Origin of the sequence: Lyngbya aestuarii BL J (assembly GCF_000478195.2) — a bacterium.
Lineage (GTDB): Bacteria > Cyanobacteriota > Cyanobacteriia > Cyanobacteriales > Microcoleaceae > Capilliphycus > Capilliphycus aestuarii.
Map to the genome: position 1 here is coordinate 130,833 of NZ_AUZM01000005.1, position 18,931 is coordinate 149,763.

Annotated in this window: 24 protein-coding genes, 2 pseudogenes and 1 riboswitch; of the genes and pseudogenes, 8 read left to right on the top strand and 18 right to left on the bottom strand. The window is 40.8% G+C overall.

The annotated features are described in order from the left end of the window. Positions 1-5: 5 nt before the first annotated feature. The 3 genes from M595_RS03925 to M595_RS03935 all read right to left on the bottom strand — a co-directional run bounded on the left by M595_RS03925 (position 6) and on the right by M595_RS03935 (position 1,746). Positions 6-356, bottom strand: a complete 351-nt coding sequence (locus M595_RS03925) for a hypothetical protein (protein ID WP_023064718.1) — start codon at positions 354-356, stop codon at positions 6-8. An 81-nt stretch (positions 357-437) separates the two neighbouring features. Beyond that, complete coding sequence (locus tag M595_RS31510) at positions 438-1,370, bottom strand: hypothetical protein (RefSeq protein ID WP_023064706.1); 933 nt, start codon at positions 1,368-1,370, stop codon at positions 438-440. Positions 1,371-1,557: 187 nt separating this feature from the next. Next, positions 1,558-1,746, bottom strand: a complete 189-nt coding sequence (locus M595_RS03935) for a hypothetical protein (RefSeq protein ID WP_040483534.1) — start codon at positions 1,744-1,746, stop codon at positions 1,558-1,560. Positions 1,747-1,844: 98 nt separating this feature from the next. Here M595_RS03935 and M595_RS30980 point away from each other — a divergent pair, with 98 nt between their 5' ends. The 4 genes from M595_RS30980 (at position 1,845) to M595_RS31515 (ending at position 3,436) form a co-directional block, all read left to right on the top strand. Beyond that, entirely contained in the window at positions 1,845-2,000 is a 156-nt protein-coding gene (locus M595_RS30980; RefSeq protein WP_023064699.1) for a hypothetical protein, read from the top strand. Next, positions 1,997-2,203, top strand: a complete 207-nt coding sequence (locus tag M595_RS03940; RefSeq protein WP_023064625.1) for a hypothetical protein — start codon at positions 1,997-1,999, stop codon at positions 2,201-2,203. Before M595_RS30980 ends, M595_RS03940 begins: the two co-directional genes overlap by 4 nt. 194 nt (positions 2,204-2,397) lie before the next feature. Next, complete coding sequence (locus tag M595_RS03945; RefSeq protein ID WP_023064703.1) at positions 2,398-3,012, top strand: Uma2 family endonuclease; 615 nt, start codon at positions 2,398-2,400, stop codon at positions 3,010-3,012. 193 nt (positions 3,013-3,205) lie between these two features. Further along, positions 3,206-3,436, top strand: coding sequence for a hypothetical protein (locus M595_RS31515; protein WP_023064680.1), 231 nt, complete (start codon positions 3,206-3,208; stop codon positions 3,434-3,436). Here the strand turns inward: M595_RS31515 and M595_RS03950 are convergent. Both M595_RS03950 and M595_RS03955 read right to left on the bottom strand, forming a co-directional pair. Next, positions 3,344-3,613, bottom strand: a pseudogene (locus M595_RS03950) (Txe/YoeB family addiction module toxin). The gene M595_RS31515 and the pseudogene M595_RS03950 sit on opposite strands and share 93 nt — an antisense overlap. After that, positions 3,606-3,863 carry a type II toxin-antitoxin system Phd/YefM family antitoxin gene (locus tag M595_RS03955; RefSeq protein WP_023064639.1) on the bottom strand — a complete coding sequence of 86 codons (258 nt, stop codon included), beginning with the start codon at positions 3,861-3,863 and terminating at the stop codon, positions 3,606-3,608. The pseudogene M595_RS03950 and the gene M595_RS03955 overlap by 8 nt, the downstream one beginning before the upstream one ends. A gap of 246 nt (positions 3,864-4,109) precedes the next feature. Between M595_RS03955 and M595_RS03960 the strand changes: the two genes are divergently transcribed. Next, positions 4,110-5,249: a hypothetical protein gene (locus M595_RS03960; protein ID WP_023064651.1), complete on the top strand. Its 1,140-nt coding sequence runs from the start codon at positions 4,110-4,112 to the stop codon at positions 5,247-5,249. Here the strand turns inward: M595_RS03960 and M595_RS03965 are convergent. From M595_RS03965 to M595_RS03990, 6 genes are all read right to left on the bottom strand, one after another. Beyond that, on the bottom strand, positions 5,246-6,094 hold the full coding sequence (locus M595_RS03965) for an energy-coupling factor ABC transporter ATP-binding protein (protein WP_023064725.1): 849 nt from the start codon (positions 6,092-6,094) through the stop codon (positions 5,246-5,248). The genes M595_RS03960 and M595_RS03965 overlap by 4 nt on opposite strands. Next, positions 6,078-6,881 (bottom strand): cobalt ECF transporter T component CbiQ, encoded by an 804-nt coding sequence (gene cbiQ, locus M595_RS03970; RefSeq protein ID WP_023064647.1) that lies wholly within the window; start codon positions 6,879-6,881, stop codon positions 6,078-6,080. Before cbiQ ends, M595_RS03965 begins: the two co-directional genes overlap by 17 nt. 9 nt (positions 6,882-6,890) lie before the next feature. Continuing rightward, positions 6,891-7,175: an energy-coupling factor ABC transporter substrate-binding protein gene (locus M595_RS30010; protein ID WP_023064627.1), complete on the bottom strand. Its 285-nt coding sequence runs from the start codon at positions 7,173-7,175 to the stop codon at positions 6,891-6,893. A 9-nt stretch (positions 7,176-7,184) separates the two neighbouring features. Continuing rightward, positions 7,185-7,937 carry an energy-coupling factor ABC transporter permease gene (locus M595_RS03980; protein WP_023064632.1) on the bottom strand — a complete coding sequence of 251 codons (753 nt, stop codon included), beginning with the start codon at positions 7,935-7,937 and terminating at the stop codon, positions 7,185-7,187. Positions 7,938-7,958: 21 nt separating this feature from the next. Next, positions 7,959-8,123, bottom strand: a riboswitch (cobalamin riboswitch). 57 nt (positions 8,124-8,180) lie between these two features. After that, complete coding sequence (locus M595_RS03985; RefSeq protein WP_023064684.1) at positions 8,181-8,762, bottom strand: hypothetical protein; 582 nt, start codon at positions 8,760-8,762, stop codon at positions 8,181-8,183. Positions 8,763-8,932: 170 nt separating this feature from the next. Then, positions 8,933-9,823, bottom strand: coding sequence for a (2Fe-2S) ferredoxin domain-containing protein (locus M595_RS03990; protein ID WP_023064678.1), 891 nt, complete (start codon positions 9,821-9,823; stop codon positions 8,933-8,935). Positions 9,824-10,003: 180 nt separating this feature from the next. Here M595_RS03990 and M595_RS31710 point away from each other — a divergent pair. Both M595_RS31710 and M595_RS03995 read left to right on the top strand, forming a co-directional pair. Then, positions 10,004-10,138: pseudogene (locus tag M595_RS31710) on the top strand (Uma2 family endonuclease); the annotation flags it as partial. A gap of 397 nt (positions 10,139-10,535) precedes the next feature. Then, positions 10,536-11,897, top strand: coding sequence for a serine/threonine-protein kinase (locus M595_RS03995; protein ID WP_023064615.1), 1,362 nt, complete (start codon positions 10,536-10,538; stop codon positions 11,895-11,897). Positions 11,898-11,929: 32 nt separating this feature from the next. On the opposite strand, the gene M595_RS04000 is transcribed toward M595_RS03995, so the two are convergent. The 7 genes from M595_RS04000 to M595_RS04030 all read right to left on the bottom strand — a co-directional run bounded on the left by M595_RS04000 (position 11,930) and on the right by M595_RS04030 (position 18,178). Next, positions 11,930-12,760, bottom strand: a complete 831-nt coding sequence (locus M595_RS04000) for a DUF6816 family protein (RefSeq protein ID WP_023064638.1) — start codon at positions 12,758-12,760, stop codon at positions 11,930-11,932. Positions 12,761-12,767: 7 nt separating this feature from the next. Next, entirely contained in the window at positions 12,768-13,175 is a 408-nt protein-coding gene (locus tag M595_RS04005; protein WP_023064748.1) for a ChuX/HutX family heme-like substrate-binding protein, read from the bottom strand. A 40-nt stretch (positions 13,176-13,215) separates the two neighbouring features. Next, positions 13,216-14,169, bottom strand: a complete 954-nt coding sequence (locus M595_RS04010; protein ID WP_023064683.1) for a PhoH family protein — start codon at positions 14,167-14,169, stop codon at positions 13,216-13,218. Between the two features lie 379 nt (positions 14,170-14,548). Beyond that, complete coding sequence (locus M595_RS04015; RefSeq protein ID WP_009785365.1) at positions 14,549-14,893, bottom strand: KH domain-containing protein; 345 nt, start codon at positions 14,891-14,893, stop codon at positions 14,549-14,551. A gap of 19 nt (positions 14,894-14,912) precedes the next feature. Further along, a complete protein-coding gene (gene rpsP / locus M595_RS04020) occupies positions 14,913-15,212 on the bottom strand; it encodes a 30S ribosomal protein S16 (protein ID WP_023064621.1) in 300 nt (99 codons plus the stop codon). Between the two features lie 218 nt (positions 15,213-15,430). Next, entirely contained in the window at positions 15,431-16,873 is a 1,443-nt protein-coding gene (gene ffh / locus M595_RS04025; RefSeq protein ID WP_023064652.1) for a signal recognition particle protein, read from the bottom strand. Between the two features lie 246 nt (positions 16,874-17,119). Continuing rightward, entirely contained in the window at positions 17,120-18,178 is a 1,059-nt protein-coding gene (locus tag M595_RS04030; protein ID WP_023064720.1) for a hypothetical protein, read from the bottom strand. Between the two features lie 456 nt (positions 18,179-18,634). Here M595_RS04030 and M595_RS04035 point away from each other — a divergent pair, with 456 nt between their 5' ends. Further along, the gene (locus M595_RS04035; protein ID WP_023064619.1) at positions 18,635-18,910 is read left to right on the top strand and encodes a hypothetical protein; all 276 of its coding nucleotides are present in this window, start codon (positions 18,635-18,637) and stop codon (positions 18,908-18,910) included. Positions 18,911-18,931 lie beyond the last annotated feature (21 nt).

Here is an 18,931-nt window from a genome sequence, read left to right on the forward strand (position 1 = left end):
CCCGATCAGAAATCCGTCAATTCAAAGGTGGGTTCAAGGATAAAATGTCCGCCAACAGCAGAGGATTCGGGTAATGCTGCGACTTCTTTTTCAAATTCAGAGGGTTTCATTTGATAATTTTTTAACAGTTGATATTGAGAAACATAACCTTCAAAAACTTCACTCCGAGCCATTAATTTTCGCAGGGCTGGAATAACCAGGGTTTTCTCTTTTTCTAAACCAACGCCAACATTTTGATTCAGGCCCGATTTACCTTTTCTCAAAAGACCTTTAGAATACCAAAATTCGTTAATATGATTGCGTCTTAATTCATCAATCCAAAACAGTCCTTTCTCATCTTTATATGCAAAATCCAACCATTTTGTTAACTCTAAGACTAAAACCTCATCAACAAAATCGCTTGCTATAAAACGTTGGGGATACTCTCCAATCAGAAGTTATTTTGCGACTCTACGAGCTTGAGTTTGCCAAAATAAGTTCATCTCCTTAATTTCTTGTAAAGCTATTTCAAGCATTCCTAATTCGGCTGTACATCTTGCATGGGCTAATGCTGTTAGCGAAAAATATTCCTCATTAGCCATCGCTATCTCAATTGTATTGGAGTGAGATAAAAGCTCCTGATAGCGCATATTAATCTCACCCAGTTTTTTGCGGGAATCGTGCAGAATTGTATGGCGATGTTCAACCGGAATATTATCGTCAGCTTTTAACAGTTCTTTGAGAGCATAAAAAAGTTGTGCGCGTTCGGTAGTTTCTAGAAAAGATTTGATTTCCTTAACGTCTTTTTGGATTTCTTGCAGCTTATTATCGATGGCGTTTAGCCGATTATTAATAACAGCAAAACCCACACAACTGACTGTTAAATTCAAACCCGATAAAATTGTTGTACCTGTTGCCATCTGAAGAATTTGTTGAGTCATCTGTGAAAGTGAATCAACCTCACCCGACAACTGAAATAATTGATCGGTGTTAGATTGGGCAATTTCTTTAATTTGTCGAGTTTCTCCTTTAACTTGTTCAAGTTGAACATTGCCAACAATTCCAGAAATTAAATTAAGCCCTGAAACAAACGCTGTACCTGTTGTCATCTGAAGAACTTGTTGGGTCATCTGTGAAAGTGAATTAACCTGACCCGATAACCCAAATAGTTGAGCATTAGCAGCAATTCCAGAAATTAAATTAAGCCCTGAAACAGCACCGTTGAGAGGATTGAGTGGAGATGCTACTAAATGTCGAACAATTTGACCTGCATTTTCTGTTCCCGCAGCCCAACGAATTACACCGCCATAAGGCTTGTATTTTCCAGTTATTATACCCATCATAATTTCTGGGGGAATTGCTCGAACAACCGTCCATCCTGGAATAACCATGTTTGTTAACCTCTAAAACTTAACCCATTATTCATCGAAAATCCTGTTCAAAAAAACAATTTAATTTGATTAAGATTCCCTTTTTTATCCGTCGTTACTATTATCAATCATTCCAATCAAACATACAATTAGTGATTGTACGGAATTTTGATAAATTGGGTTGTATCAAAAATTCTTGAGTGCAATGCTAATCCTCCAGATTGTACCGCTCTATTAATTCTTGAATATCACTTTCTTCTAAATAGCGGTCAATTGCTTCACCGACAACTTTATTCATGGAACTGGCTTTTACTCCTGCAAGGCGTTTCAGCAAGTTGTAGACATCTTCCGACACTGTAATTTTCAACTGCTTCTGATCTGCCTTCCTAGCGTTCATGTCTCGATATGGTATTGACTCTTAGTTATTTTCCGGTATATTGGATTATTAGTGGTGTATATACACCACTTTGAGATGTACTCTTTGAGGATTGACCGATGGTTACACTCTCGGATGATGAAGTAGCGTTGATCAAGTCGATTCTGATCGCAGTCCGAAAAATCAAGGTTCGGGATATCGATCAGGCGTTGGTGATGTTGTCGAAAGGGGAAACGGCTAAAACTAAACTTCGTCAACGGAGGTTAGAAGAATGATTGTACTGACAGACGAACAGGCTAATGCAGTTCATCGCTTGCTAACTTCTGTTTTGTTGAATGAATCCTATCAAATTTCGGATGTGGAAAATGCGATCCTTTGGCTTTCTCCAGAAAACCGCCAGATTCTCTGTCCGTTTGATTCGTTATGGTCAAAAAATTTGGCTCAAGAAATTGTCAACGAATTGAGAAATCGACCCTAATTTTTGAGGATATTCGACAAATTGTTAATGTTGGTTGATGTTTGTAGAGTTGGGTCGAGTCAATACAACACCCAACTTAATTTTAAGCTTAATTAACAACTTTATTTTAATAGTTTTTAACCTCTATTTATTGTATAATATTTAATGATTATCTAAAATGTAAGTAATTGCAAAAACAATCGGGAAAAACGATAATGGTTCAATTCGCTTCAAACTTACTGACTGCTGATGAATTTATTATCCAGTACGGCGATTGTGATCGCTATGAACTTATAGATGGTGAATTAATTGAGATAGAACCCACCGGAACCCATGAGCAAGTCTCAGCTTTTATTGGACGAAAACTAAATGTAGAAATAGATCGTCAGGATTTTAATTATTTTATTCCTCATCGATGCTTAATCAAACTCTTAGGAACGGACACGGCTTTTCGTCCCGATGTCATTCTATTAGACAAATCTCAACTGATTAATGAACCTTTATGGCAAAAAGAACCTGTAATTACATTGGGAAACTCTGTTAAACTGATTGCTGAAGTTGTCAGTACAAACTGGCAAAATGACTATGCTCGTAAAGCGGAAGATTATGCTTTATTTGGAGTTCCTGAATATTGGATTGTTGATTATTTGGGGATGGGTGGTCGAGAATATATTGGTAAACCTAAACAGCCAACCGTGACTATCTGTACATTGGTAGAGGACGAGTATCAAAAACAGCGATTTCAAAAGAATGATCGGTTAGTTTCTTCAATATTTCCGAACTTACAACTCACTGCACAACAAATCTTTGCTTCTGCTGAATTGATATAGATTTGATATTCTTCTGAGTTGATAAAATGTGTCAGATTGTTAAGTTAACCGTTTTGTGAAAGTCTGCGTTTCTATTAAATATATGGCGCTGAAACGCAACAACGAACGTCACAATAAATCAAGGTTTTCATAAAATCTAGTGAAACCCCTGAAGTGATAACAGAGATCTACATCAAAGCTGTAGGAGAAGTCAATGAACGTTCAACAACAGGAACTCTATCAACGCTTACAAACGTTTTCACTGGATGAACCTAACGCCAAATATTCTTTTAGCAAACGTCTAGCCAGAGAGAACGGTTGGACTGTAGAATATACTCAGCAAGCGATCGCATTACTGCTCATAATGATATCGACAGGAAATGATTGTCAAATAATCATCATCTACTGCATAGACAAGACGATTGACATCATCAATACGACGTGACCAAAATCCTGATAGATTTTCTTTCAATGGTTCAGGTTTACCAATACCTTTAAAAGGAGAATTCTGAGTTTATTGAATGAGTTTATTAATTTTTTTCAAAGTCTTTTTATCTTGGCTTTGCCAATAGAGATAATCTTTCCAAGCCTCATCAGTCCACGCTAACTTTCGCTTACTCATCTAGTAAGTTCCGTTCTGTAACCTGACCCTGTTTGTATTGGGAAATAGAGCGTTCTAAATGGGCTATATTCGCTGGAGACTTCAACAAATGAACCGTTTCCATCAAGCTATTAAAATATTCTAGGGACATCACCACAGCATCATCAGCATCAGGCTGAGTAATTATTGTATAGTCAGCATCACTAATTACTTGATCTAATATGGCTTTAAGCTTGTTTTTCGCTTCGGTAAAGGTAACAATTCTCATCATTTAGACTCATCTGATTTCTTGTAAAACTATAACATATAATTAAGTAAAGGTCGTTTTGTTGATTATTCTTTGTCTTCTACGGGATTTAGATTGACAAAATAAATTTCACAGTGTTCAAGATTCATAAATCTGTTAATCCATCCATCTCAGTCAATACGAACTCCTGATTAATCAAGGTTTTCATAAAATCTAGTGAAACTCCTGAAGTGATAACAGAGATCTACATGAAAGCTGTAGGAGAAGTCAATGAACATTCAACAACAGGAACTCTATCAACGCTTACAAACGTTTTCACTGGATGAACCTAACGCCAAATATTCTTTTAGCAAACGTCTAGCCAGAGAGAACGGTTGGACTGTAGAATATACTCAGCAAGCGATCGCAGAATATAAAAAGTTTGCCTTTTTAGCGGTTGTTGCTGAACATCCCGTTACGCCTTCTGAACAAGTTGATCAAGTTTGGCATTTACACTTAGCTTATACTCGTTATTATTGGGATAAATTTTGTCCGAATATTCTCCAAAAACCGTTACATCACAGCCCAACTCAAGGCGGAAGTTCAGAGGGGAAAAAATTCAATGATTGGTACAATAAAACTTTAGAAAGTTATACCCAATTATTCGGAGAATTCCCCCCTGTTGAGATTTGGCCCCCTGCGGAAATTCGCTTTAATCACGATATTCAAGTTCAACGGGTGAATACAGAGGATTATTGGATTATTCCCAAGTTTCGTAACCTGAATTTACCTCAATTTCGCTTTCCTAAACCCGCAATTTTAGGAATTGGATTTCTTCTAACTCTAGCTTTAACCGCCTGTGAAGTTTCTCTTACAAATATTCTGAATCCTCTTAATTTTACAGGTTCGGAATTTTTAGGGTTTTACTTTCTTTTGGTTCTTGTTGCCATTGTTTTAGGTTTGGGTTTAAAAAGCTTAGGAAAACCTTCGACAAGCAGTTCGTTAGGGAGTCGTAAACCTTCGTTCATTGAATATTTACCCGCATTACCTGTATTTGCTGTTTTAGCGTTGGGTGTGGCTAAAATTTTCATGGGTATTTCTCGGGGAAAACCTGTCGGATATCTATTAATTTTCTGCATTATTACGCTTATGATTGCACTTGCTTTTCTTCCGTCTAGCCAATCAAGTCGCAATGTTTCTCACAGAAGTTCTGGTAACAAGAACAGCAGTAGTCGTTACCATTCTACCAATAGCAGTAGTAACTATAACAGTAGCAGTAGCGGGAGTGGGTTTTGGTTTGGCGGTGGCGGTGATTGCGGTGGCGGAAGTGATGGCGGAAGTAATGGCGGAAGTAATGGCGGTGGCGGTGATTGCGGTGGGGGCGGTTGCGGTGGCGGTGGTTGTGGTGGCGGTGGCTGCGGTGGCGCCTAAAGTTGACGAATACGCTGGCGAATTTTTTGTAATTGTTCCGCAGATAAGGGTGTTAATTGATTGAGAGTTAGTTCATCTTGAATCGCATTTAACGCCGTAACAATTAGGGGAACTCCTAAACCTAATTCTTGAATTTGTTGACTTTGGTTAAATACGGTTTCTGGGGTTCCTTCTAATACAATTTCTCCGCTATCCATCACAAAAACCCAATCCGCCCAAGCTTCTACAAAGTCTAAATTGTGAGTTGCTAGTAGAATTGTTGTACCTCTGCTATGAACTTTTTCTAAAGTTGTCCGAAAGTTTTGAACTTGTTTGGGGTCAAGATAAGCTGTGGGTTCATCGAGTAATAAAAGTTGGGGCTGAAGAACCATCACGTCAGCAATAGAAACCCGCTTTTTTTGTCCCAAACTGAGGTAATTAATCGGTGCATCTGCCAAATTAAGTAAGTCAAAATCTAATAAGGTTTGTTGAACTCGTTGGGCGATTTCCGACTCGGGTAAACCCAAGTTACACAGTCCATAGGAAATATCTTCTTCGACCGTTGTGGCGACTAATTGCTGTTCGGGATTTTGAAAAACCAAACCAACTTTTTGTCGCAATTGATTTAAGGATTTTCGGTCGTAGTTTAAGGGTTTTCCCTGCCATTCTATTCTACCACGTTTGGGGCGATACAATCCATTAGCGAGTCGAAATAATGTTGTTTTTCCGCAACCATTGCGTCCAATAATCGCACAGCGTTGGTGTTTGGGAATTCTCAGCGTTAAATTTTGAACCGCAGGATGTTGGCTACAGGGATAAGTATACTCGACATTTTTAAAACTGAGAAGTTCAAATTCTGGAGACATAATGCCATCCAATATTAACGAACAATAAAACACACCCGCAAATTGCTTCAATTATATACCGAAAATCGGGTTTATAGCGGCGAATATACCAAACTTTGAGTTCTCCTGTAAACCCTCGTGATGTTAATCCCAGAGAAATTTGACGGTAGTTTTCTAGGGTGCGTCGTAACAGTTGACTAACGACAATTCCAATACTACGAATTCCGGTTTTCCAATTACAATAACCAATTCTGGCTTGTTGGGCGGTTAACAATTCACTGGCGGTTTCTGTGAGGAGAAAAATGAACCGATACATTAAAGTTAGCAGTTCGGTGATTAAACTCGGACAGCCAATCTTTTTTAAAATTCTGACAATTTCGACAAAAGGAACTGTTAACAAAATAAAGTACATACAAGACGTGAGAACCAGAGAACGGGTAAACAAAATGGTAATTTGTTGAAGTCCTTGTTGACTCAAATACAGAAAAAAATGACCGAAATTTATGCCCCAAAAAACATCTGTTTGAACGGACTCCATATCCGATAACCCAACTCCCGCCAACACCAAAGCCGGAACGCTGGTTAACCAAAATCCTAACGGAATCGCCTGTAATTTCAAGTAAACCGACGCCGGAATTCGAGCATAAATAACAATCCAAATCGCAATCCAAACTGTTATTAAAAGTTGAAGGGGCGAAGGAGCCGCCCAACTCAAACAAAATAGAGTTATTCCAAACAGAAGTTTGTGTTCTGGAGGAAGATAACGCAATCGGTTCGTATAGGCTAAAGAATCAATTTGATGGTGCATTAGGGGTTTTTAATTTCTTCCCTCCCGACGACCTTTGTACAAGCCAATTACATAGCCAATAAGTCCCGCTCCGATAGCCGCTTGAGAAACAAATAAAAGGCTTTCTACTTCTCCGCTGGGTACTTCAATTACGGGATTAAACCAGGGTTGATAATTGGGTTGAATTTCTGTAATCATTTCCTCTGCTTCGCCATCGGCTCCCCCGTATTCTCCCCGAACAAATATTAACGGTAAGATTGCTAAGGCAATAACGGCTAAAACTAGAAACCAATTTCCTTGTTTTTCAGACTGCATAATATTCTCCTAGTTCTGTCGCAAAAGTTTTAAGGTTTGAAGTTCTTCTGAGGCGTAAGATTGTAACCAGTTCCACACCAATACGGTTAATAAACCCTCGCTAATTGATAGGGGAAGTTGAGTTAAAGCAAAAATTCCGGCAAACTTAATAAATGATGCCAAAACGCCCCCGGTTGCAGCCGGAAAAGCCAGAGCCAGTTGAATCGAAGTGACAATATAGGTTGCTAAACTTCCCAGAGTTGCGGCGAGAAAAATTCCGATTTTCTGTTGTCTTTGTTTCAAACACAAACGATAAATTCCATAGGCAGTCCAGGGGCCGACAATTGCCATAGAAAAAGCATTTGCTCCCAAGGTTGTGATGCCGCCGTGGGCGAGTAATACGGCCTGAAAAACTAATACCAAACTCCCCAATACTGCCATCACAGAAGGCCCGAATAAAACCGCTCCCAGTCCGGTTCCGGTTGGATGAGAACAACTTCCGGTAACAGAAGGAATTTTGAGTGCAGAAAGCACAAAACTAAACGCTCCCGCCAAGGCAAGTAATAACTTAAGTTCGGGATTTTGACGGGTAATTTTGGTCAAAGATTTCACACCCAAAACGAAAAAAGGTAAGCTCAAAACCCACCAAAAAATCGCCCAACCCACCGGAAGAAATCCTTCCATAATGTGCATCGCTTGGGCTGGAGATGCCGCACCCACAACGAGATAAAAGCTTAACCCTGCCATCGCGACAAGGCTGAAAATTCGACTCACTCTTGACATCTGTACCTCGCAGATTGAGTTGTTTGTAGATTTCCATCGGCGGGCATCCTGACTCAGAGATTTGATGAAAATAAAACCTCAACTAAAATCTCATCACAGTTGCGGGACAGCGTTGGATTTTCACCAAACTTTCCCCGTTACCTCTAGTAGCTGACCCCCACTAGAACCGATAGATGAAGTATTCTATCACGACAACTGCAAAATTACCAGCACCCTTCTCAAATTTGTGCTTTTCTAACTTCATCAAGAAGACTGTTGGGCTGAAAATTGAGTGGTGAGTCGCAAAACTAAACCGTAACAAATTCCCAATCCTGCCGTCCAAATCATATTTTTAACAAACAGTTTTTGTAGAATATTCCATCCCATGCTGTGACCATCGGTAAGCACGGGAAAGGCGAGTAAAATTAGACTTTCATACAACACAAATCCAAAGATTGCTGCCAGAATAATCCACAAAATATGACCGAACCCCTGTTGACGACTGAACCGAGGTCTAATAGTCGCAAATCCCGTCACCAATACGACACCAACGCCCATAATTAATCCCCAAGCAAACGCATCGGGACTGCGGGGATAATCTCGAATGAGAAAGCCGTAAAGTTGGTTTACTAACCAAACGATTAATCCGAGTAAAATTGCCCGTTTGCGGTTTAGGGTTGTTCCGGCTATTGTACCAAAAGCAACTAAAGGGGCGTGGGGATAAATGATTGTGCTACCCGTACCGATTGCCAGAAATAAAATTTGCCAAAACCGACTTTTAGCAACGGCAATCCAACGGTTTTCCCAGAGATAATTTTGGGTTTGGGAGGAGTGAATTATACTCATTTTTTGTTCCTCAACTTGGTTTTTGAGACTGCTTTTCCGAACAAAATAATGAATGAGAATATAGCAATCGCCGAATGATTTGTAAACTGCATTGCCCCCAAACCCCCAACCCTGGGGGCTTACATGGATTTATTTTTTATAAATCAAATAACATCGCTATATTTCTGCAATCATTCTTGAATCGACTTCGATTGAACGGGAGGATATAAATGTTCGGCGAGTTGTTGACCTTGACTCAAATGTTGCGCTACAATTTTATTGGCAACCTCGGGAGTTACGCGAGTATACCAGGTTCTATCTCCTGAATAAAAAACAATCGGCCCCAGTTTACACACTTCCAAACAACCCGATGTGATCACATCAACTTCCAGTTCCGCTTGATTAACGGCCGTTTGCAAAGCCTGATAAATCGGTTGCCATTGGCGAGAAGGATAACAACGGGATGAACGACAAACTGATAAATAAGGCCGCTTGAGGGGATTAGAATTAAAAGGAATGGGACGATTGCCCAAAACATAGATTTCTCGCAGTTCTTCGTAAAGCGCCAATTTACTCAAATCTGCTTTATTATAAGGAAGTAAATCTTCATCGTCTGTTAAACAGGGATTTGGCAAAAATATTGTCATCATATTTTCTTGCTCCCCATTCCAAAACTGAATTCCCCAACTGGTCGGTCTTCCGGTTGAGTTCAAGCGTCGATACAGCGAAGCCCGATGAATTCGTCGCCGTTGTCGCAACTCCACAGGGGTCTTGCAATGCGGCCCGCCGAGATGATCTTCCAAACACAGATGAATATGCCAAGCTTCCGTCGCTACGGTGAGATAACCATCGTAAATCAGGCACAATTTCGGGGGTTGAGTAAATTCGAGTTCTAACACTCCCCCCTCAACGACATGACCAATCTGCACCTCTTGCCAGCGTTCTTGAAACAGAGTGTACAGCAACGGCCCGGTGATGTCTACCGTACAACCAAAATCTTCATACTCAATCTTTCCGCCTTCGGGTGTGGCTTCAACGGTTCGACGGTTTAGAGGTGTGACCCGGCAATTAAATTCACTCATTCCCTTGCCAAATTAAGACTTCATTTAATCTTATGTTACTTTCCAATCTCAGAAAAAACGCTGAAGGAGATTTTCTCGCCGTTGGTTAAACTGGATGGTTTGAATTGGGATTAGCTTGAATAATTTTAGCACGAGATTATCAAATATAAGTCATCGCAGAAATAATCGAGAAGTACGGTAATGGTTCAATTCGCCTCAAACCTACTGACTGCCGATGAATTTATTATAAAATACGGCGATCGCGATCGCTGCGAACTGATAGATGGTGAATTAATCGAGATGGAACCGACGGGGCCGCACGAACAAGTTTCCGCTGCGGAATTTGCCTAAGATACAACCCCAAAAAATATTGCGGATTCTGTTACATTTGTATTGAAAAAAGCTTGTAGTTGCGCTTTCGTGCCGAATAAACGGGCTGAAAACTATGAACTGAGTTAAGCTTGTAGTTGCGCTTTCGTGCCGGATAAACCGCCTGGATCAATGATCGCAAAGATTAAATTACTCCATTTGAGTGACAACATTCAAGCTGTCACAGTGGAATTTAGGGGGGATATCGGTTCGGATAGTGAAATTAGGAGTTAAACGAAAAATTGGGATAAAAATATATGTGATGGTTGAGAAAGTTGTACGTTAGGGGAACATAACTTTTTGAGGCTTTTATACAGTGAAGTTAAGCAGAGAGTCTTACTGGTTTAACTTTATCGAGGTCGTCATGCAAATTGTTACTAACACTCCCCCAACTCCTGAAAAACTCCTCAATAATCGCTATCGTATTTTACAATCTATTGGTAGTGGCGGCTTTGGTGAAAAGTTTCTTGCAGAAGATACTCAGATGCCGTCGGGTCGTCGTTGTGTGATTAAACAATTAAAACCGAGTGTTAATCGTCCTGAACTTTATCCGTTAATTCAAGAACAATTTCGCCGAGAAGCAGCAATTTTAGAAAAACTGGGTGAAAAAAGTGATCGCATTCCTCGATTATACGCCTATTTTGAAGAAGAAGAACAGTTTTATTTAGTTCAAGAATGGATTGAGGGAGAAACCTTAACCACCCGCATTCAACGCTTAGGACGCTTAAGTGAGACGGAAGTTAAAGAGATTTTATTGGGATTATTACCACTTTTACATCGCATTCACAAGCAGGGTTTAATTCATCGAGATATTAAGCCGGATAATATTATTTTACGTCATCCGATGGGTAAACCTGTTTTGATTGATTTTGGGGCTGTCAAGGAAACAATGGGAACGATGTTAAATTCTCAGGGAAGTCCGACGGCTTCAATTTTAATTGGAACACCGGGTTTTATGGCGTCTGAACAAGCGGTGGGTTATCCGTTGTATTCAAGTGATCTGTATAGTTTGGGGATGACAGCGATTTATTTATTAACCGGAAAAACGATTAAAGAGATGAATATTGACCGAGAAACAGGTAAAATTTTATGGCGAGAAAATGTTCCTGATATTAGTCAAAGTTTTGCTGAAATTTTAGATAAAGCGATTCAATTTTATCCCCGTGATCGCTTTTCTAAGTCTGAAGAAATGTTTGCTGCTTTAAAAACTATTCCGAGTCCTATTCCCAAAACTGAACCTTCTTTACCCCCTTCGACAATATTTTTCCCAAAACCCCTTCAGTCTCCTAAAACTTCTCACTCTAAATTTAAACTCTTTAAACAGTTTAAACAGTTAAAAGATTGGCAAAAAGCAACGTTATTCGGAATTCTCATGGGTGCTTTTTTAGGATTGGGTGTTGCGATTCCTTTGAAGATTTTATTTCAACAAAAGTCTTCTCAAGCTTCAACGGTTGATCAACTGTCTAATCTGCCGATGTCTTTTTATTTTATTGCAGATTCAGCTTTTAATGACCCAGAAAATGCTGAACAAAAACGTCAATCTTTACAAGAAAAGGGTTATTCTGATGCGGGTTTATTTTGGAGTCCAAACTATTCTAATTGGTCTCAATATAAGTCTTATAAAGTCTATGGAGATTGGTTTGAAACAAAATCAGCCTGTGAGAAAAATTTACCCAAATACCGAGAATTTAATCCGAGTGCTTATTGTGGATTTGCAACCAAGTAGTTAATCAGTGAAGGGAATTTTAAACACACCCTTCACTCTGTTGATGATTCAGAATTTATAGGTAATAATTTTAACTGATACTGATAAAGAGAAACGGGTTGATTTTGGGCTTTAAAATAATCTGGATCTTGAGGAGACAAATATATCGCTGTGATCTGATTAGCGGTAACTTCATCAACTTTTTCCGGATCTTGTTGATTGAATTTAGCAGTGTAAGCGGTTGTGGTTTCTACTTCGTTGAGATAAATAGACGTTTCTCCTTGAAAAATCTGCTGAAAGATTTCTGCTGTAACAAATTGATTAAGACTTGGGGTTTCGCTTCCTCGACGGGTTACGGTTGAAAGCAGTTGATTATCATTATTAAAAAAGGTAATTTGTTTGTTGGGATTTTGGGGATCAACTTTCACAGATAAAATGGCTTTTTCTCCTAAAATAGCTTGGGCAATATTTAACCCATTAAAAGCCCGATCTCCGACTATTTTATCATTTTTTTCCCCTGAATTATTCAGAACATTTAACGTTTGCGGAAACGGAAGATTAACGTTAATAAGCTGATTTTTTTGCGGATAAAACCGAACATTAAAGGTTAGGGGTTGGTTAAGATATTGACGATTCTGTTCAAAACCCGGTGTTACCACTTCTGGGTTCGGTGCAACCATTTTTACTAATGTACTGGTTACTTGCCATTCTCCCGCCATCCATTCAGGATAAATTAAATCCCCTTCTGCTTCTTTGAGAATGGGTTTACTGTCCCAGTCAGGAAACTCTAAAACTCGTTCGCTTAGTTGTCCAGCGTTCGCAGAATTTCCACTCAGAAATAAGACGAAAAATAGACAGATAATGATTAATCTTCTGAATTTCATCTGTTGTTTAGGATAACGTTTCTACAGGGGAAGGTTGCCAAATTTCTCCATATTTTGACTTAAGTTCTTGCCAAGCTTCTACCTGTCCTGGTTCATATTCTCCCGGTTTTCCCCATTGTAAAAACGCACTGAGGGCAACTTCTTCTTGATCGTCGATAAAACGAATTGCGTAGGTGGTAAAGTTTCCCCGTTTGGCTTCTCCCGTTTCAAATTTAACCTGTTTAATTTTATCCATATTCAGATGAAACTCAAAGCCTTCATTGTGCATATTGGCGTATTTTCCTTTGGGAAGTTCGGCATAAAATAACTTCTCAATTTTGCCTCTGGCTTCTAATACAGCAGAACTGCTGGTGACAATTAAACGTAATGTTCCGAGGGATTCGCAAGCTTCTAAAAAGTCTTTGAGGGTGGTCATAATTGATTGATTGATTAATGAATACAGTTAGGATTTGGGGTTATTTATCATGCCGTTCGTAGGCGGCTACAATTCGCTGAACCAAAGGATTTCGCACGACATCCGCTTGAGAAAATTCACAGAAAGCGATACCTTCGACATTCTTCAATATTTTCAAAGCCACACTTAAACCCGAAGATTGATTTAAAGGTAAATCCGTTTGAGTCGTATCTCCGGTGACAACCATCCGAGATCGAAATCCTAATCGAGTTAAGACCATTTTCATCTGGGCGGGAGTCGTATTTTGGGCTTCATCTAAGATGACAAAAGCATTGTTTAACGTGCGTCCTCGCATATACGCTAAAGGTGCAACTTCGATGATACCGCGTTCCATCAAGTTAGCGGTTTTTTCGGGGTCAATCAGTTCATAAAGGGCATCATAAAGCGGACGCAGATAAGGATTAACCTTTTGTTGTAAGTCTCCGGGTAAAAATCCTAAACGTTCTCCGGCTTCAACTGCCGGACGAGTTAAAATTAGGCGTTCGTATTGGTCAGAGAGTAAGGCTTGAACCGCAATAATAGCGGCGAGATAGGTTTTTCCGGTGCCAGCAGGCCCACTACAAAAGATCAAATCATGGGTGCGGATGGCTTGAATATATTGGCGTTGACGAAAGGTTTTCGCGCGAATTTCCATCCCTCGCCGAGTGGTAGCGAGAACGTCTTGATGAATAGCGCTGAGTTCTTCTTGTCGGTTTGTATTTAGTGCATGACGCGCCGTGATAATATCAACGCCTGTCACGGTTTTACCGACCTTCCAAAAGTCTTTGAGAGACTGCACCAATTTTTGACAGAGTTCAATTTGACTCGCTGTTCCGCTAATGTGGAGTTCTTGACCCCGCAGCACAAGCTGGGCGCCGGTTTGTTTGGCTAGGGTTTTGAGGTTATCTTCTTGGTATCCTGAAAGGGCCATTGCACTTTCAATACTGGGGAATTCAAGGGTTAAGCGCTCTGTCATTCGTTTTGACTAACGACAACTGCATCAGCTTCAATTTCAATTAACATAGCTGGTATCGATCAAGCGTTGAACTTCTACTATTGTTGTTGCTGGAGCTTGAATGAACCATAGTTGTTCACAAACATTCGTTGAATGAGGAAACTAAACAACGAGGAAAAGCGGCTTTACAACGACCGCTTCCTCAGTTGATCTCGAATCCCATCGGGCGATGAGACGGTTGGCTGATTGTCTGAACTGAGTTTGAACTATTAATCAAATTAGAGCCGCCGTTTTTCGAGGGTTAAATGACTTTGAAAAACTCACGAGGCAACACTTTTTTACTTTGATCTTGGGCTAACTCCCGTTATACGCTGGGTTTAACGGGAGAAGTTGCTAACTTTTATCGCTCCGGCTTTCTGGCAAATTGGCTAGAAGTCGATGGGCGATGCCGAGTTCGGGTTGTACGTCTCGGAGAAGGACGACTAGGAGAAACCCTCGGGCGACTACTACCATTAGATTGGTTATCGTATATGTCTAAATAAACGGATTCTCCGGCAGCTTCTGCGATCGCAGACAACACAGTCCGAATCGCCTGAATATTGCGTCCTCCACGACCGTAAACCCGGCCTTTATCTTCTGCTTCAAAAGCTAATCGAATCCATGTTCTCTGTTGAGCCAGAGAACGCTCACAATCGACTCGTAAGGAATCTGGAGTTTCTAGAAACGGTTCGATCAAGAATCGCACTAACTGAGCATAGTCTGGACTAGCTGACGGGTTCGGGTTCCGATTCTGACGAATTGGGTTCAGCGTTTGATCTGGACTTGAGTTGTTCAAATACATTGGCTTTTTGCAGGATGTTACGCACAGTTCGAGTAGGTTGCGCCCCTTGTTGAAGGCGGCGAACAATCGCTGGGACATCCAATCGAGTTTCGTCTGTTCTGGGATTGTAGAAGCCCAGTTCCTCTAAGGGACGACCTTCGCGACGAGATAAACTTTTCATCGCAACAATCCGGTAGCTTGCTTCCCGCTTTTTACCATATCTCTTCAATCGCAGTTTGATCATGTTAATTCACAACACTCCTTTATGATTGTAAGCTATTTTTTTGGACTGGGGCATAGGGATAGGGACTGGGGATGTTGTCAGACTGATGAACTTTGAGGTCAAGCTAGCAACAAAGCGCGATCGCTATTTTGAGGTAATCTCTCAAATAATCACCGTGGAAACATTGACTTCGCCGATAGTGTATGGGTCTATTGTCTAACGTTTCTGTTGTCGCTGCTTTACAGTTGTCCAAACCCTTTTTTCTTCTTGTTGGCTTTCTTTTTCTTTTTGCCACCCCCTGCACCGCGCATTCCTCCCATTCCGGGCATTCCTCCCATTCCGGGCATTCCTCCCATTCCGGGCATTCCTCCCATTCCGGGAAAACTCCCTTGACCCATTTGCTTCATCATGCCCCGCATTTTCTGGAAATCGCCCACCAGTCGCATCACGTCTTTTTCACTGTGACCCGACCCTTTGGCAATCCGCCGACGCCGAGAGGGAGAACTCGCCAATACCTCGGGGTTTTTACGTTCTTCTGTCGTCATTGAATTGATCATCGCTTCTGATCGCTTCAACTGTTGTTCTCCTTGTTCAAGTTGTTCTTGGGAGATTTTATTCATCCCCGGAATCAACTTTGCCAAACCCCCCAGAGAACCCATATTTTTCATCAGCCGAGTTTGCTTCAAGAAGTCTGTGAAGTCAAATTTGGCTTCCATGATCTTCTGCTGCATTTTCTCGGCATCTGCGATGTCGAATTCTTCCTGCGCTTTTTCAACCAGCGTCAGGACATCACCCATTCCTAAAATACGAGAAGCCATCCGTTCCGGGTAAAACGGTTGCAGGGCTTCGACTTTCTCACCCACCCCCACAAATTTAATCGGCGCACCGGATATTCGCCGAATTGAAAGGGCTGCACCGCCTCGGCTATCCCCATCTAATTTTGTCAGAATTGCGCCGCTAATGCCAATCTGTTCGTTAAAGGTTTGGGTCAAGGTCGCGGCTTCTTGTCCGGTCATCGCATCGACCACCAACAGCGTGTCATGGGGTTGAACAACCGCTTTGATGCGGGCGAGTTCCGCCATCATATCTTGATCGATTTGCAGACGACCTGCGGTGTCAATAATCACGGTATCAACGCCCTGGGTTTTGGCGTATTCCACGCCTTGACGAGCAATTTCCACCGGATCGGCATCACTTCCGAGTTCAAACACCGGAACTTCGATCTGCTGGCCGAGGGTTTTCAACTGATCGATCGCCGCAGGTCGATAGACGTCTGTCGCCACCATCAACGCACTGCGGTTTTCTTTGCGAAGATGCAGGGCTAATTTAGCCGTGGCGGTGGTTTTACCCGTCCCTTGTAAACCGGCCATTAACACAATCGTTGGCGCTGAGTCGGCTACAGCCAGGGGAACGTTACTTTCTCCCATGACCTTTACCAGTTCATCATGCACGATTTTGACGAACTGTTCTCCTGGTCGCACGCCTGACAATACCTGCGACCCTTGTGCTTGCTCCCCGACTTCGGCGACGAATTCTTTGACAACCTGGAGATTAACATCGGCTTCGAGTAAAGCCCGACGGACATCTTTCAGGGCGTCTTGAATATTGGAGTCGGTGATTTTGTCTTGACCCCGGAGTTTTTTCCAGGCGGAGTCTAAGCGTTCAGCAAGGGCGTCGAACATAATTGGTGATTTTTTCGTGCAGCAAATGGGCTATGGGTCACAGGAGGCCGCTGGGAACGGAGTCATCTGTGACTCGACATCTATTATGATAATCCCTAATTTGATTCGGCTGATCCCCAAGTCGATCTATTTTAGCAGCAGTCGTCGGCTTCAGTTGCACCCAGACTGATTATTACGCCGCAGATCAAAGGGGGCGATCTCCGCTGATTGGGTAGTCAGTCAAGGTGAACCCAAGAATGATCTAACTCAAACTGATTTGTCATACCCAACTTGATTTTCATCAAAACAATTGTTGAGTGCTGATGCTAATTCTAAAATAACTTTTTGTTGACTTGCATCTTGTAATCCCAAAGCTTGCTTATACTTGTCAAGATCTAAATATTTTTTAACTAAGCCTTGAGCAAAACAAAGAGAAAAGGCATCGCTAGAATTTAAACCGATATTGGCTTTAAAACTATTAAACACAGTGATTTTAAATCCTGTTTTTTTAAATAAGTAAGGATAGATTTGATTGCAAAATAACTTAAATATTGTTTCTTGATATTGACTTAAATCAGGTTTTCTATAATCATCAATGGATAAAACCTGATCACTATTGCTTTTATTACTAATTTTGTAAATTTTATATTCATCAAGGGTTAATCTTGAAGTTTTTAAATCGCTTTCTATATGGACAAAAATTCGGAAAGGTTCGGTTTCAAAAACATAGGAATCAAAAAATATAGGCTGTTCGTCTGTCAAACAAGCCGCAGGAGGAGAACTATAAAAAGTTTCTTGCTTTACTTTCCACTGAAATAATTTTTCTTCTAAGTCATCTATAATCTGTTCTTGAGGCAATTGTTTTCCGTTATAACTGTTTTTAGATAATAAATCGGAGGCTTTCATTTGTTCATACTTAATATCCCATTCACCTAATTCACCTTCTTTTCCAAATAACCAATCCAAGTTTTTCTGGGGTTCTCTATCCACCAATTTCAGCATAAACCGCCATTCTTTAGAACCTGTCTGTGTTTTTGAGTTGTTTTTACTGCGTTTATCTTCGAGAAATCCCAATTTGTCTAAACATTTAATCGCATTGCGAATTTTTTCGGTATCAATTTCCTCACCCCACTCCTGGGTTAACTCGCTTAACCCCTGGAGGGTTGTCTTTTTCACCCGGAGATGATTTCCATCCCACTCCACCCGAACTTCTTTATCGAGGTTAGTATCGTCGAGTTGTCCATTCGCCAAACCATTTAAGGCTGCAACCAATATTTTGGCATTTTGCTTACCCGACTTCCAACTCAAACGTCTTCCGCTTTTCATTGCTTAAATCTAAAAAAATATTAAAAAACTTTAAGAACAACCCAAAAATACCAAGGTTTTTCTTGATACATAAGGTTTTTCCCTTAACTGACAAGGGTTTCCAGCGTTTTAAAACGGGTTTGCTTGGGATCAATAAATCCTTTACATTTAGAACTATCCAACAAGTTATATAGTTCGTTAGATGCTCTGAGTGAAACAAGGAATCTCCGAGATTCTTCACAACACTCGCCATTGCAAACCCTTCCGGTGGTAAGAATCTGTTCAGTCCACCCCTTAAGGAAATGTTCGAGTAACCCCCAGAAAAAGCTAGATTCTGATGCAAAATTAAGAATCTAAAATATTTCGCAACTCAAAACGGTTGATGGCTCTGAGTCACATCGTTGAATACTTTTTATTGTTCATAAGTCTAACACTTTTTGTCGGACTTAATCAAGTATTTTTTAGGAGGATCGGGTGATGTATACTACCAGTTATACGGTCTTTTATACAGTAGTAGAATCGGCTTTAGAGACAGCCAAAATTTATTTGAAAGACTTTGCTTTAAGCGAAGATTTTATGGTCAAAATTCAAGAGGTGTTTGGCGATCGCTTTGATGCGGTTCGGTTGGAGGAGTTGCGACAACAGTGGGCGTCGGGAAATTTTGAGGATTTAACCCTGTTTGAAGTGCGATCGGATGCCGAGTTGGGTGGGGCGAATGCGGCTTATGCTGGCGAGAATCGACTTTCACACTGATCTAATCATACTAAACAATAT

Coding starts and splice junctions, on each gene's coding strand:
- M595_RS31510 (WP_023064706.1), bottom strand. CDS start 1,370: ATGGTTATTCCAGGATGGACGGTTGTTCGAGCAATTCCCCCAGAAATT.
- M595_RS03935 (WP_040483534.1), bottom strand. CDS start 1,746: ATGAACGCTAGGAAGGCAGATCAGAAGCAGTTGAAAATTACAGTGTCG.
- M595_RS30980 (WP_023064699.1), top strand. CDS start 1,845: ATGGTTACACTCTCGGATGATGAAGTAGCGTTGATCAAGTCGATTCTG.
- M595_RS03940 (WP_023064625.1), top strand. CDS start 1,997: ATGATTGTACTGACAGACGAACAGGCTAATGCAGTTCATCGCTTGCTA.
- M595_RS03945 (WP_023064703.1), top strand. CDS start 2,398: ATGGTTCAATTCGCTTCAAACTTACTGACTGCTGATGAATTTATTATC.
- M595_RS31515 (WP_023064680.1), top strand. CDS start 3,206: ATGAACGTTCAACAACAGGAACTCTATCAACGCTTACAAACGTTTTCA.
- M595_RS03955 (WP_023064639.1), bottom strand. CDS start 3,863: ATGATGAGAATTGTTACCTTTACCGAAGCGAAAAACAAGCTTAAAGCC.
- M595_RS03960 (WP_023064651.1), top strand. CDS start 4,110: ATGAACATTCAACAACAGGAACTCTATCAACGCTTACAAACGTTTTCA.
- M595_RS03965 (WP_023064725.1), bottom strand. CDS start 6,094: ATGTCTCCAGAATTTGAACTTCTCAGTTTTAAAAATGTCGAGTATACT.
- cbiQ (WP_023064647.1), bottom strand. CDS start 6,881: ATGCACCATCAAATTGATTCTTTAGCCTATACGAACCGATTGCGTTAT.
- M595_RS30010 (WP_023064627.1), bottom strand. CDS start 7,175: ATGCAGTCTGAAAAACAAGGAAATTGGTTTCTAGTTTTAGCCGTTATT.
- M595_RS03980 (WP_023064632.1), bottom strand. CDS start 7,937: ATGTCAAGAGTGAGTCGAATTTTCAGCCTTGTCGCGATGGCAGGGTTA.
- M595_RS03985 (WP_023064684.1), bottom strand. CDS start 8,762: ATGAGTATAATTCACTCCTCCCAAACCCAAAATTATCTCTGGGAAAAC.
- M595_RS03990 (WP_023064678.1), bottom strand. CDS start 9,823: ATGAGTGAATTTAATTGCCGGGTCACACCTCTAAACCGTCGAACCGTT.
- M595_RS03995 (WP_023064615.1), top strand. CDS start 10,536: ATGCAAATTGTTACTAACACTCCCCCAACTCCTGAAAAACTCCTCAAT.
- M595_RS04000 (WP_023064638.1), bottom strand. CDS start 12,760: ATGAAATTCAGAAGATTAATCATTATCTGTCTATTTTTCGTCTTATTT.
- M595_RS04005 (WP_023064748.1), bottom strand. CDS start 13,175: ATGACCACCCTCAAAGACTTTTTAGAAGCTTGCGAATCCCTCGGAACA.
- M595_RS04010 (WP_023064683.1), bottom strand. CDS start 14,169: ATGACAGAGCGCTTAACCCTTGAATTCCCCAGTATTGAAAGTGCAATG.
- rpsP (WP_023064621.1), bottom strand. CDS start 15,212: ATGATCAAACTGCGATTGAAGAGATATGGTAAAAAGCGGGAAGCAAGC.
- ffh (WP_023064652.1), bottom strand. CDS start 16,873: ATGTTCGACGCCCTTGCTGAACGCTTAGACTCCGCCTGGAAAAAACTC.
- M595_RS04030 (WP_023064720.1), bottom strand. CDS start 18,178: ATGAAAAGCGGAAGACGTTTGAGTTGGAAGTCGGGTAAGCAAAATGCC.
- M595_RS04035 (WP_023064619.1), top strand. CDS start 18,635: ATGTATACTACCAGTTATACGGTCTTTTATACAGTAGTAGAATCGGCT.